This window comes from Serratia sp. UGAL515B_01 (assembly GCF_033095805.1).
GTDB lineage: Bacteria > Pseudomonadota > Gammaproteobacteria > Enterobacterales > Enterobacteriaceae > Chania.
Map to the genome: position 1 here is coordinate 651,139 of NZ_CP109901.1, position 13,347 is coordinate 664,485.

8 protein-coding genes and 3 pseudogenes are annotated in these 13,347 nt (G+C 45.9%); 4 read left to right on the forward strand and 7 right to left on the reverse strand.

The features are described from left to right. Positions 1–156: 156 nt before the first annotated feature. The 4 genes from OK023_RS03120 to OK023_RS03135 all read right to left on the reverse strand — a co-directional run bounded on the left by OK023_RS03120 (position 157) and on the right by OK023_RS03135 (position 3,995). Positions 157–1,167 (reverse strand): iron ABC transporter permease, encoded by a 1,011-nt coding sequence (locus OK023_RS03120; RefSeq protein ID WP_317694731.1) that lies wholly within the window; start codon positions 1,165–1,167, stop codon positions 157–159. Further along, positions 1,164–2,120: an ABC transporter substrate-binding protein gene (locus OK023_RS03125; protein WP_317694732.1), complete on the reverse strand. Its 957-nt coding sequence runs from the start codon at positions 2,118–2,120 to the stop codon at positions 1,164–1,166. The genes OK023_RS03120 and OK023_RS03125 overlap by 4 nt, the downstream gene beginning before the upstream one ends. 18 nt (positions 2,121–2,138) lie before the next feature. Further along, positions 2,139–2,924, reverse strand: a complete 786-nt coding sequence (locus OK023_RS03130; RefSeq protein ID WP_317694733.1) for an ABC transporter ATP-binding protein — start codon at positions 2,922–2,924, stop codon at positions 2,139–2,141. Between the two features lie 234 nt (positions 2,925–3,158). After that, positions 3,159–3,995, reverse strand: coding sequence for an alpha/beta hydrolase (locus tag OK023_RS03135; RefSeq protein WP_317694734.1), 837 nt, complete (start codon positions 3,993–3,995; stop codon positions 3,159–3,161). A 324-nt stretch (positions 3,996–4,319) separates the two neighbouring features. Here OK023_RS03135 and OK023_RS03140 point away from each other — a divergent pair. From OK023_RS03140 to OK023_RS03150, 3 genes and pseudogenes are all read left to right on the forward strand, one after another. Next, positions 4,320–5,009: pseudogene (locus OK023_RS03140) on the forward strand (IS6 family transposase). Positions 5,010–5,846: 837 nt separating this feature from the next. Continuing rightward, entirely contained in the window at positions 5,847–6,026 is a 180-nt protein-coding gene (locus OK023_RS03145; RefSeq protein WP_317694735.1) for a hypothetical protein, read from the forward strand. Beyond that, positions 6,016–7,920, forward strand: a complete 1,905-nt coding sequence (locus tag OK023_RS03150; protein ID WP_317694736.1) for an exotoxin A binding domain-containing protein — start codon at positions 6,016–6,018, stop codon at positions 7,918–7,920. Before OK023_RS03145 ends, OK023_RS03150 begins: the two co-directional genes overlap by 11 nt. 351 nt (positions 7,921–8,271) lie before the next feature. Here the strand turns inward: OK023_RS03150 and OK023_RS03155 are convergent. Further along, positions 8,272–8,445: pseudogene (locus OK023_RS03155) on the reverse strand (transposase); the annotation flags it as partial. Positions 8,446–8,528: 83 nt separating this feature from the next. Here OK023_RS03155 and OK023_RS03160 point away from each other — a divergent pair. After that, positions 8,529–9,218, forward strand: a pseudogene (locus tag OK023_RS03160) (IS6 family transposase). A 144-nt stretch (positions 9,219–9,362) separates the two neighbouring features. Here the strand turns inward: OK023_RS03160 and OK023_RS03165 are convergent. Further along, complete coding sequence (locus tag OK023_RS03165) at positions 9,363–10,982, reverse strand: MFS transporter (RefSeq protein WP_317694737.1); 1,620 nt, start codon at positions 10,980–10,982, stop codon at positions 9,363–9,365. Between the two features lie 340 nt (positions 10,983–11,322). Continuing rightward, complete coding sequence (locus OK023_RS03170) at positions 11,323–13,218, reverse strand: amidohydrolase (protein WP_317697460.1); 1,896 nt, start codon at positions 13,216–13,218, stop codon at positions 11,323–11,325. Positions 13,219–13,347 lie beyond the last annotated feature (129 nt).

The window sequence follows — 13,347 nt, forward strand, 5'->3', positions numbered from 1 at the left end:
ATTATTGCTTAGCGTGTCCCCTGCAGAACCCTTTTATCTTCTGGTTGCATGAAAAACAACGATCTGGCCGTATTGGCCTCTTGCCAACAACCGCCCAACATTAACGCGACTGAGCTGTTCCCCTTTTATTTGAGAACAATGCAAAGAAACCATTTTCTAACACGAAGATCGTCTAACTTGCAGAATAATGATAAAAAAGCCACCGAGCCCAGCAGTGATAATTCCAATAGGTAACTCCTGATCCTCAATAAGGGTTCGGCTGATCATATCGCCGCTACAGAGAAGTACTGCGCCTAATAGTGCCGCCAGAGGGATCATTAAGAGATGTTTGACGCCTGCAATACGTCTTGCCACATGTGGCACCATGAGGCCCACAAAGCCGATAACCCCGGTGAGTGAAACCAGGAAAGATGTTGCTAATGCACTGCAAATAAAAGCTTCAGTTCTCAGTCTTGCGACATTAACACCTAGCGATATTGCCGTTTGTTCTCCTGACAATAATCCATCGAGCCATTTCCATCGCCAGGCGACAAAGCAGCTCAATAGGATAAGGCTCATCAAAGGGAGAAATAAGTTGTCCCAACGGGCGAGGCCTAGCCCGCCCAGCGACCAAAATATGACTGAACTGGCGGCCCGTTGGTCGCCTGAAAAAACAAGGTAGCTGGTAAGTGCACTAAAAAGAAAAGAGATGGAAAGGCCACAGACAATAAGGTGTTCAGGACGCCGGGAGTCACTGATATGAAAAAGTATCAGAACAGCAAATGCCGATACACTACCACCGACAAAAGCAGACAGCGGAAGTGTTAATTCACCAAACTGCTCGCCAAAGCGAGTGATCACAAAGACCACTCCCGCAGAGGCACCAGAGGAGAGTCCAAAAAGAAAAGGATCAGCCAACTCGTTTCGGGTGGTAGTTTGGAGCAGTGTTCCTACTATTGCCAGCCCTGCGCCCGTTAGCATGGTGAGCAATACTCTGGGTAAACGCAATTGTGTGATGATGGTATCCACTTGCTCAGACACAGCAGTGTCGGTAATCTTCAGCGCTGATAAGACCTGTGCCGATGTTATTGGAACAGTACCCAGTATCAGGCTCCAAAACATAAACGCGGCAAGCAGGATTGTAATACAACCTATCAACAGGATGTAGTTACCCTTTGAGAGGCTCATGATTTCTCTCCTGCGTACAAAGCATTAGCCAGCTTTTCAATCGCTTTTATGTTCGCGGGGCCTGGCGTCAATTCAGCGTATTGCAGTTTAAGGTATTTACCTTGTTTAACTGCGGGGGTTAATTTCATAAGAGGATGTGATTCAAGGAAATGCTGTAAACTTTCGGCCCCAGACCCTGTTTGATAATCTAATAAAATAATAAAATCGGGTTCTGCCACTGAAACCGTCTCCCAGGTACTGCTGGTCCAACTTGCCTCCAGTGAGTCCATAATATTCTTTCCACCTGCTGCTTCTATAATGGCGGTTGGCATCGCGTATTTACCACTGGTAAACGGCTTGTCTTTACCTGAGTCATAGACAAATACCTTTGCCGGACGTGAACCTTCCGGTGGTTTGGGTAAGGTCAGGAGCTTGTATTTCCATTCCTCAACAAGTCTCTTTGCTTCCTTTTCTTTACCAAAGATTTTTCCCAACGTTATTTGGTCGTTATAGAGTAAATCCATGCTGGCTTTGCCGGGCTGTGTACTTGCAAACAGGCAGCTTTCGCTCAGAACAAAGGTAGGAATACCATATTGTTCAAGTTTTTCAGGTGTGACATCGCCACCTACTTGCATGCCATAATTCCAGCCTGCAAAGAAAAAGTCTGGATTTGCAGAGAGAATGGTTTCCAGTGACGGATATTTTGGGGCCAGCTCTGGGATGTTATCCATTTCTTGGGTAAATTCCGGAGTCATTTTATACCAGCCTGTAATGCCAGTGAGACCGATAATCCGATTTTGAAGTTTTAAGGCAAAAGCCATTTCAGCCATATTGATATCGTGAATAATGGCACGCTGAGGTGGGCGCTCAAAGGTCACTGGTTTACCACAACTGTTAATGGTGACTGGAAAGCCAGCAGAATTCGCAGTGAAGCAGCCCAAGGTGAGGAACAACAACAGAAATAGCTTGTTCATTAAGATATCAGCCTTGAATTATGCACAAAGTGGAACTTCAAATATTTTTAGCGGCTCGCCGCTCTCTGGATGGGAAACGTTGAGGCTTTTCATACCAAAAACAGGGAGCGTTATCCTACTTTGTAATGCAATGTCCGGTGTATCACAGATAACCTGTTTACCTTTGCATAGCACAAGCACCTTGTCTGCAAAGGCCGCTGTTAGCTGCAGATCGTGCAATACAACGACAACGGCAATGCCTAGTTCTTTCACCAGTGACAATAGTTCCGAACGTCCAAGTGGGTCGAGATGGTTAGTGGGTTCATCCAGCAATAAAAGCGAGGGATTTTGTACTAATGTGCGGGCGAATGCAGCCCGTTGTCGTTGACCACCGGAAAGTTGACCTAGGGGACGGTGCTTAAGTGTTTGCAAGCCAGTATTGCTTAGTGCCTCGCTAACAATTTTTTGCTCTTTAGCATGCGGAAAGGCTCCCGCATGAGGTAAACGTCCTAGCGTTACATACTCCTCAAGCGTCAAACGTAAGTCAGGTATATCTGTCTGTGAAAGAAAGGCAATCTGCTGAGCACGTTCTCGAACAGGAATGAACTCAAGCGGCTGTCCATTCAGACTGATTTCACCTTTACTATGCACTTTCTCGCGGATAATTGTACGTAACAGGCTAGATTTCCCACAACCGTTGGGGCCAATGATAGCGAGCCTTTCACCCGAGTTTACTTTGAAACTGATATTTTCAAGTATCAATTCGTTACGTTGAGAAAGCAGAGAAACACTGTCGAGACAGAGAATATGATCAGCATTTTTCATCCTGGCATCACCGAAAAATTATTACTGTTATGTTATATCATAACATAACATCAGCGATGAGCATATAGCTGTTCCTTTGGAAAAGGGGGCATCCTACGTCATGAATTTACCAGGGGTTCTTGGAAAGTTTTTAGTTCGAGAATCAAGCTCTGTCGGAGCTTGATTCAATAAGGAAGAGGAATACACTTTAACGCGGCCGATTTCCTCGGTAATTGGCCGCGAAAAAACGCATACTCATTTAGCCAGAGTATCAATGGCAGAGACGGTTTCTTGCCAAAATGGCAGTGCAGGATCGAGCAGAGTAAAGTGATCTGCCAGTGGCAATACGACCAGTGTCACATCATCTCCTGCTGCGACAGCTTTGTCTCGATAAAGATAACTGACGCCAACCGGCACGCTGATATCCATATCTCCGTGTATCAGGATCTGCTTTATACCTAAAGGCAGTAACTCAATGGGGGAGATTTTCTTCAGGATGTCAGAAGCCTCAGTTGGGTCAGCCCCGATAAACTGGGTAATCGGCGTATCTCTTTGTGCGCTGCGATGCCCTTTGTCTAACAACAGCAGGTCACTGACTCCCGCTATACTGACAACACCCGAAATTTTCGGTTTTAACATACCGAAGGTATCTGATGGCTGCTTGGCACGGGAAGCCGCCCACAGCGCGAATTGCCCACCAACAGAGTGACCGACCAAGACAATATTCTTCGGCAGACGATATTGTGCGGAAATATCATCAATGTGATTAATAGCCGCTAAAATATCTTGTGACGTTGTTTTCCATCCTCCACCCTGAGTCATACGGCGATACTCAATGGACCATACGGCATAGCCACGGGCGACTAAATCTAGGGTTGCAGGCTCTAAGTAGCTTAAAGTGTATTGCGGTTGATAATATCCACCATGGATCATCACAACCAAGCCTTTTGCTTGCTCTTTTGGCAAATACAGCTCGCCATATTGATTAGGGTCTTCACCATACGCGATCTTGTTTTTATCCACGGCAGCCTCTACATGGCAGATTGTCATAATAATCAAGATAAAAAATGCACCTAGTTTCTTCTTCATCATATTCCTATGCTTGTTGGTAAGAGTTACTCCCTCTTTATATATACGAGGAATTATTTATTTCAAGTTATTTGGTGTTATCTCATGAAACATCAAGACGTCTCAAATACCAATAAAATCAACATAAAAAATAGATATATACCACATCAATTCGTCTCATTAGAACTCTAACAATTCCAACAGACTTTTGGTATAATTTGGGTACATAGGAAAAACTGGATTATACCAATGTTAAAAACAAAAACCGAAGTTCAGCGTTTCGGTTCTGTCGAAAAAATGCAGGTGAGATGATATTCTCGGCCAATAATGCACTGTTTAGGTTGAATTATGCTCAGTTTCAAAGGTCGTCATTTTCCCAAAGATCTCATGTTAATGGCCGTCAGATGGAAGGTGGCCTATCCACTCAGCTATCGCCATATTGAAGAACTGCTGGAAGAGCCTGGGGCTGATGTAGATCGTTCAACCGTGCAAAAATGGGTCATCCATTATGCGCCGAAACTTGAGCAATCTTTCAGAAAAAGGAAGAAGCCCACAGGGCTCAGCTGAAAGATGGATGAAACCTATATCAGGGTGAACGGCAAATGGGTTTATCTTTATCGGGCCGTAGATAATGATGGTGCTACGATTGATTTTATGTTGTCAGAAACCCGTGACCGTGCAGCAGTACTGAGATCCTTCAAAAAAGCGATTGGCTCCTGGGGATTTCCCGAGAAGGTCAACATAGATAAATCGGGTGCCAATACAGCAGCACTGGAGCGTATCAATACCCTGCTATTTCTCTGCGGTCTGTGGCCCTTGTTGATTGAGGTCAGGCGGATAAAGTACCTGAACAATCGGGTAGAGCAGGGCCATCGGGGGATTAAACGCATCACAAAACCCACACTGGGATTTAAATCATTTGCAACCGCAGAGGCCACTATTGCCGGAATTGAGTTGCACAGGATGCTGAAAAAAGGACAGAGGGAAAATGCCGGTAATACTGCGGCGTGGAAACAGTTTTATTCATTAGCAGCCTAATTACATCATGAATTAGTCTCCTCTCGACTTTAGCGATTATTTTCGACAGAACCGCCACTTTTGCTAACTTTTCTACGCTAATGCGACAGAGCCACGCCACCCCAGAAACATGATAAGAAAATTTAATTAATAAAAACAGCATGTTATCTGGAAAATTCTTAGTGTAACACAACCGTAAAAGATATATATCTATTTATTTTGACCATTTTGGTGTTTTATACTTAAATAATATTTTTTATATACAATAAGCGTGTTTTTATTATTTAATAAGTATTATATTTGTTTTTTAATATCATGAGTTTTAAATGTGTTGACTTTCACTTATGTTTTACTCTACGCTCAAAAAATGATCTATTCAGAGGCAGTGTAGAAAATTTTATGTTTTAAAAAAGTGAAACACCTTTGTTTGCTGATAAATTCTAAAACTTGATTTGATGTATAAAATCTTTCCGGTCTCTTTCGTATATTGCTATAAAGTTAACCTCACAAATCTATGTTATTTTAATAATAATCTGCAGTTTTGATAACATTGCCATAGGAATGCAAAGCTTTATTTTTCTCTTTTAATGTATCTGCAAAGGACCATTTTTACACCCTAAGTAATTCGAGTTGCATGAGGCAGCAAGTCTGAGAGCTATCAGGAGCATAGTTAACTATGTAATTGATGCGAACGGACGTAGCCAATGTTTATGCGATTTGAAATATTATTGGTGAATGTAATGAGTAGGCTAAACTTATTTTTTTATTTTAAAAAAGTATTAAGCCAATGTTTTTCATAAAGTTAGAGCCAATACAGTAAGTTCACATGAACCTTTTTATTAAAGAGGAGAGTAATTTATGAAAACTCCATATGCTCTTATAGACTTAAATGAATTAGTTCGTAGAGTTTTGTCAGATGTTTTAAATTTAGATGTATCTGTTATAAAGCCTGAATCATCTCTTATAAACGATTTAAATGCTGACTCTCTTGAGTTGAGAAAGTTAATGACAGTAACAGGAGGTTATTATGTTAAATAAAGCCAAATTAAGGACTGCTGCGATAGCGATTATTCTCGCATCAGACTTATCCCTCCCTGCTTTTGCCAACGACAAGTTTGATTTGTGGACCCAGTGTACAGATTCTTGCTTACTTGATCTAAGTAACCAAAAAATCTGGTCAAGCCCGATGGACTTATCATCATTTGGCCAGACGTCCGAACAAGGTGTACTTCATTTCTCCATGGTGCTTGGTGGGAACAATGACTCTGTGAAGATAGGAATAGACAATGCATTTTCTCTTCTGATAAACGAAAACAGCATTCAGTTCAAAGGTGTCTCTCATACAAATAAACCTGTAAAGTTTAACTACACCAGACAAAACAAGGGCAATATCTCAGTAAACTGGCTAGTACCCATAGGAGGAGATACTCCCTCAGAGATAAAAGTTTTCATTCATGAGGTTAACTCAGCTAACCAAATCACCTCAATGTCCCCCATATATACAATCCCCGTCTCAAATGAAGTACTCAGTAGACTTGAAAAAAACTCGACTCTAGACATTCTAGGGACTAACAGCAACAGCCTATCGTATGAGCTTATAGTAAAGAATGCCGGCGTAAGCATTGCGAGCACCCAAAGTGGACCTACACGAAACAGACGCTGGACAAACTGGGACAGTGGAAAAACTCTTTGCTTCATTGACCCGCTAAACGCTATATATAACTACTTATCACGGAATACATGCCAATTAGATGACACTTGGGAAGGTAAAGTTTATCTCACACTTTATGGCTCTCCCGCTGCGCATGATATAGAAATGCCTGCTTCGCCAATCAGCACCAGGACTCATTTCTCGGAAGGGGGATCATTGGCCGCGCTTACTGCCCAGAGAGTATGTGCAATCCCGCTCGAGACTTTCATGCGACATCGGCAGCCCAGAGGATGGGAAGATTTAGAGCGATGTGGTTATCCAGTTAATAATCTCATTGACTTTTATATAGCGGCTCGCCATTCCTGGAGCCAAGTGGATCAAGTAATTCAGAACGCTCTCGATAACCCAGAAAGCGATAGCGATCTAGACCGTGCTATTCGAAAGAATCCGCAACAATCGCGACTAGCTTTGACTACGGCAGCTCAAACTAGTGCAGAATTCGTCAGTCAAAGCTCAAACAACACCGAAGCTTCAGCTGCGAATGCAGATATACTCACGCTAACCTGCCCACTGTCGGGTTTGAATTGTGTGGCACCCGCAGATGGCAACGAGGCGCATCAAGAAAGAATCTACCCAACGGGGGCTGTATTCTTGGGGGACGGAGATGATATCAGTTTTACTACCAGGGGCACGCAGCATTGGACAACTGATAGACTTATTGCAGCCCATCAGCAACTGACTTCACAGGGGTATGTCTTTGTTGGATACCATGGAACTTTTTTAGAAGCCGCCCATAGCATCGTATTCGAAGGAGTTAGAGCTAGATCACAAAGTCTGGATAACGCTTGGCACGGCTTCTATATTGCCGGCGATCCTGCAGTGTCTTATGGTTATGCCCTTGATCAAGATCCTGACCCCAATACTGGCCGTATTCGCAATGGAGTTATGCTCCGTGTCTACGTGAGACAAGAATCACTGCCTAACTTTTACCAGACTAACGTCGCACTATCTTCACCGGAGGCGGTAAATGCTGTATCTAGTTTGATAGGGCATACTTTACCGCTTCAGCTTGACTCTATTACAGGTCAGGAGGACGAGGAAGGACGGTTGGAAACAATCATCGGCTGGCCATTGGCAGAGCAACTGGTAGTAATCCCATCGACTATCTCTACTGACCCTCGTAACCCTGGGGGAGATTTAGACTCATCCTCTATCCCTGAAGCAGAGAAGACGATTAGCGTTTTGCCAAACTACTCAACGTCACCGACGAATACCAACTAAAAGGGGTCCGCTTGGATAAAGGATAATATCCTACGCCAAGGCTATTTCTTATCCAACACGGTATCGGTAACGACTTGAACTGCCGACGCAGTAGCGTTTCTGCATCCGAAACTGACCAATTACATACACCACACTGATCGTGTGTACTAAAGTAAGCAAAGCAATTAACGCTCAGCCTAAACATTCCATGTACCCTTACAATCAGGGGTTGTTCTCAACGGAGCGAAATCCACCGTTAGAGCTAAAAACGCTAAACGTAGGATAATTTCCGAATTCAAAGCGAACCCCGGCAAGCCTATTCAAAAAACAGGCTTGCCGTACAATAATTTCCTATATCCAAACTGCCCCCTACTGCGATGGCGTAAGCCCCAGACAGGCTGCCAGTTGATGCCCATTCTTAAAATCATGTGCATTACCGATACTGACGACCAGCGCACAGGCCGTTGTTGGGCCAACTCCCTTCAAATCCATCAGCCGCTGACTGCGGTGATCTGCTTTGGCTGTGCGGGGTAAAATTCTGTAATATTAATCTATGTTGGCTATCTATTTCGAAAAAAATGCAGTTTATATGATATTCTCGGCCAGTAATGCACTGTTTAGGTTGAATTATGCTCAGTTTCAAAGGTCGTCACTTTCCCAAAGATCTCATTTTAATGGCCGTCAGATGGAAGGTGGCCTATCCACTCAGCTATCGCCATATTGAAGAACTGCAGGAAGAGCCTGGGGCTGATGTAGATCGTTCAACCGTGCAAAAATGGGTCATCCATTATGCGCCGAAACTTGAGCAACCTTTCAGAAAAAGGAAGAAGCCCACAGGGCTCAGCTGAAAGATTGATGAAACCTATATCAGGGTGAACGGCAAATGGGTTTATCTTTATCGGGCCGTAGATAATGACGGTGCTACGATTGATTTTATGTTGTCAGAAACCCGTGACCGTGCAGCAGTACTGAGATCCTTCAAAAAAGCGATTGGCTCCTGGGGATTTCCCGAGAAGGTCAACATAGATAAATCGGGTGCCAATACAGCAGCACTGGAGCGTATCAATACCTTGCTATTTCTCTGCGGTCTGTGGCCCTTGTTGATTGAGGTCAGGCGGATAAAGTACCTGAACAATCGTGTGGAGCAGGACCATCGGGGGATTAAACGCATCACAAAACCCACGCTGGGATTTAAATCATTTGCAACCGCAGAGGCCACTATTGCCGGAATTGAGTTGCACAGGATGCTGAAAAAAGGACAGAGGGAAAATGCCGGCAATACGGCGGCGTGGAAACAGTTTTATTCATTAGCAGCCTAATTACATCATGAATTAGTCTCCTCTCGACTTTAGCGATTATTTTCGACAGAACCTAATAGACAGCGCTTTACTGTATTGTTCGAACTCGCTTCATGACAGCTTCGGCTGAAACACGATGCTGGTGTATGGCTAACATAGAGTCACTTATACACTGCCTTTGTGCGGATGATTGAAAGCGAGGAAATGGCGCACAATAGGCGGCTGCTCGCTTTGATTGAATCGCAGTACTTCAGCTTGAACATCAGCCCCAGCTTTGGATACTCGCCTATGTTGACGCATATGCTCGGCCCAAGATTCGACATGGAACCATTCGAGGATCAATTCTGGGTTTGCAGAATCTTCCGCTACCCCCCACATATAGGCCCCATCTCGGCGCCGTTCGGCTGATAATCGAGCTAGCGCTTTCAGAAACTCTGGACGATCCTTGATGTCGATACGATACTCGACCTGGAGCAGCACTGGCCCTCGATCGTGTTCGATAGGGGATGTGGTCAAGGGTTCCGGCCAATGATGGGATGGTTCCAAATCTGCTTCACCACTGGGTAATTTGAGCAAATGTGCAATCAGGCCAACTACAACCAGTCCGCCAGCCCCCGCCAGCAATGATAGAGGAATGCCGACCACTTCGGCAAGTGCACCCCAACCCAGGCTGCCAACGGTCATGGCACCGTTAAACACGGTCAGATAGACTGCCAGCGAGCGGCCTCGTACCCAGTTAGGTAGGATCGCTTGGGCAACACCGTTCAACGTGGTCAAAGCGGTTATCCAGCCAGCCCCAAGAATGAGCAGTGCTGCCACGGCAAGCCAACGTGGCGGCGTCAAGGACAAGAAAGACATAACCGCTGCAATCGTCAATGAGACGATCAACAGTAAACCGTCTGTACTCAGATGCTGGCGCAATCGGGGCATAATGAGAGCTCCACCGATCGCACCCAGACCGACTGCGCCGAGCATAATGCCATAAAAGCTAGCGTTACCATCCAGCATTTGTCGGGCAACCAGCGGCAGTAGCGCCCAAACTGCACTGGCTAGCGAGAAGAACAGAAAGGCACGTAGCAATACTATGTGGAGTTCGCGGTTGACGCGAACATAGCGTAAACCGGCGCGGAATGCCCCAGAGAATTGCTCGGTTAATACATCTTGCTCCGTTCTCTGTCTCCGCCACCATAATAGTGCGGCGACGACAAAGAGGCAGCTGATGACATTTATACCGTAGCTGAATGCCGCACCAAAGCTGGCTAAGAGTATCCCACCTAACGCAGGTCCGATGGCTCGCGAAATATTGATGCCGAGTGAATTCAGTGCGATAGCATTCTTGAGGGCTTTCTTCTCGACTAATTCGGGTACGATGGCTTGCCAGGTTGGTCCCATTAGTGCTGCGCCAATACCACCGAGGAAAGTCATCGCCACCAGTGAAGTTACCGACTGCTGGCTTAACATAGACAACAGCATTAACCCTAAACCGGTTATGCCCAGTAAGCACTGAATGCCGATCAGCAACCTCCGGCGGTCAAGGATATCGGCCAAAACACCAGCTGGGATGGACAATAGAAACACTGGCAGAGTCGCTGCAGCCTGCACCATTGCGATTGCTGTTGGTGAAGATGACAGATCGGTCATCAACCAAGCGCTGGCAACATCGCGGATAAAGCTTCCTGTGTTGCCCACAACAGTGGCTATCCACAGGACAGCAAAAAGGCGTTGCCGTAAGGACTCGAACATACTGACAGATGCGGAAACGGATTTGGATGTGTGCTGACTCATAATACCGCTCTTACATTTAAACCTAGTTTACAGACAGTTGAACTCACCGTATTGAACCAATGCAATTTCTCTATTCTGCTTGTGACGCTAGTTATAAGTTGAAATGCAATAGTTGCCACTACGAACATTGCTGCTATGAAACGCAGAGTTTTTTATCCCTAACTAGCTGTACTGGAACAGTTTACGTTCGAACAAAATGTGAATTTGGATAGCAGTACTCCACTGTTTTTACGCAGCCAGGCAGAAACGGCAAAGGGCAACGAAGGTTGCCCTTATCTGCCATGTGAAACAGGCTGGTTCACCACCGTTGTTTTACAAGCGGCGGTCTTTGCCACTTTGTTTACACCGCCCAGCAGGAGCAACCTAAGGCACCAAAGAAGCCCTTCAGGTCAGACACCGGCGTATTTGAAGCCCACGCACGTGCATGGTCATGACCATGCAACCCACAAGAACTGGCACAACCGCACGAAGCCACCGCTTGCGCTCGCATCGGGGCTAGCGAGTTTTTGCCGGCACCTTCGGGTTCTCCCCAAGCGCTGTAGCCCTTAAAGGTTCGCGTTGGCGACCAATCAGGCATGGCGGGAGGTAATGGGTTGTCGTCCAAAGATGTGAATTCGCCAGCCCCATAAACTATCTTGCCTCCGACGACAGTCAGATCAGAGGTCAGGAAGGAGATTTCATCTTCGGGGATACTGAAGAAGTCCTTGCTTGGCACGATCAGATCGGCGAACTGGCCAACTTCAATGCGGCCTCGTTTACCTTCCTCATTAGAGAACCAGGCAACATTCTCAGTCCACATCCGCAGCGCTGTTTCTCGGTCGAGCAGATTGTGGCGCGGGTACAGCCCTAGCCCACCAACGGTTTTGCCAGTGATCATCCATGATAATGATACCCAGGGATTGTAGGATGCTACGCGCGTAGCATCAGTACCTGCGGAAACTTTGACACCTTTTTCCATTATACGCTTGATGGGCGGCGTAGCTTCTGCAGCACGGGCACCATAGCGTTCAACGAAGAATTCGCCTTGATAGGCCATACGGTGCTGCACGGCAATACCACCGCCTAACGCAGCAATACGATCGATGGATTTCTCGGAGATAGTTTCCGCATGGTCAAAGAACCAATTGATACCTTGAAGCGGTATATCCTCATTGACCTTTTCGAAGACGTCGAGTGCACGGCTGATGGTTTCGTCATACGTTGCATGCAGACGCCATGGCCACTTATTTTCAGCTAGGATGCGGACAACTTCTTCCAGCTCACCTTCCATATTAGGTGGCATTTCCGGGCGTTCGACGCGGAAGTCCTCAAAGTCGGCAGCCGAATAAACCAGCATTTCACCGGCTCCGTTATGACGGAAGTAATCATCACCTTGTTTGTATTTGACTGATGAGGTCCACTTCAAGAAGTCTTCTTTTTCTTCCTTAGGTTTTTGGGTGAACAGGTTGTAGGCGATACGCACAGTGATCTGGTTGTCATCAGACAGTTTCTGGATCACTGCGTAGTCGTCAGGATAATTCTGAAAACCGCCACCTGCATCAATCACTCCGGTCACACCTAGACGGTTTAGCTCCCGCATGAAGTGTCGGGTAGAGTTGACTTGATATTCGAACGGCAACTTTGGCCCTTTTGCCAATGTCGCGTAGAGGATCGTAGCATTGGGTTTTGCCAACAAAAGGCCTGTAGGATTGCCATTACTGTCGCGGATGATCTGGCCCCCGGCAGGTTCGGGGGTATCTTTGGTGTACCCTACGACACGTAATGCTGCTGCATTAAGCAGTGCTCGATCATAGAGATGCAGCAAAAATACGGGTGTATCCGGTGCGATGGCATTGATCTCAGCAAGCGTCGGCAAACGCTTTTCAATGAATTGATGTTCGCTAAAACCACCGACGACGCGTACCCATTGTGGCGCTGGAGTAATAGCAACTTGGCGTTTTAGCATGTCCAAGGCATCAGCGAGTGAGCGTACACCATCCCAGCGTAGTTCAAGATTGTAGTTGAGACCGCCGCGGATCACATGCGTGTGGTTATCAAACAAGCCGGGAAGGACTCTACGGTTATTAAGATTGACAACGCGTGTGCCTAAACCCGCCAAGGTCAATACTTCAGCATCAGAACCGACCGCTATGAAGGCGCCATCTTTGATTGCGACCGCGCGCGCCTCTGGGTTACTTTTATTTAACGTGGTGATACGACCATTATGGAAAATAATGTCGGGAACAGAATGTGTCATTGCAGATACTCCATTAGCAGCGGAGGCGTTACGTCCCAAAATGGCATTAAGCGCCATGGTTGATGCTAGCGTTGTTGCTGCACTCAGGAACTTCCTACGGGATGTCATAAGGTTCTTCTTTCATTTTAG

Coding starts and splice junctions, on each gene's coding strand:
- OK023_RS03120 (WP_317694731.1), bottom strand. CDS start 1,167: ATGAGCCTCTCAAAGGGTAACTACATCCTGTTGATAGGTTGTATTACA.
- OK023_RS03125 (WP_317694732.1), bottom strand. CDS start 2,120: ATGAACAAGCTATTTCTGTTGTTGTTCCTCACCTTGGGCTGCTTCACT.
- OK023_RS03130 (WP_317694733.1), bottom strand. CDS start 2,924: ATGAAAAATGCTGATCATATTCTCTGTCTCGACAGTGTTTCTCTGCTT.
- OK023_RS03135 (WP_317694734.1), bottom strand. CDS start 3,995: ATGATGAAGAAGAAACTAGGTGCATTTTTTATCTTGATTATTATGACA.
- OK023_RS03145 (WP_317694735.1), top strand. CDS start 5,847: ATGAAAACTCCATATGCTCTTATAGACTTAAATGAATTAGTTCGTAGA.
- OK023_RS03150 (WP_317694736.1), top strand. CDS start 6,016: ATGTTAAATAAAGCCAAATTAAGGACTGCTGCGATAGCGATTATTCTC.
- OK023_RS03165 (WP_317694737.1), bottom strand. CDS start 10,982: ATGAGTCAGCACACATCCAAATCCGTTTCCGCATCTGTCAGTATGTTC.
- OK023_RS03170 (WP_317697460.1), bottom strand. CDS start 13,218: ATGACACATTCTGTTCCCGACATTATTTTCCATAATGGTCGTATCACC.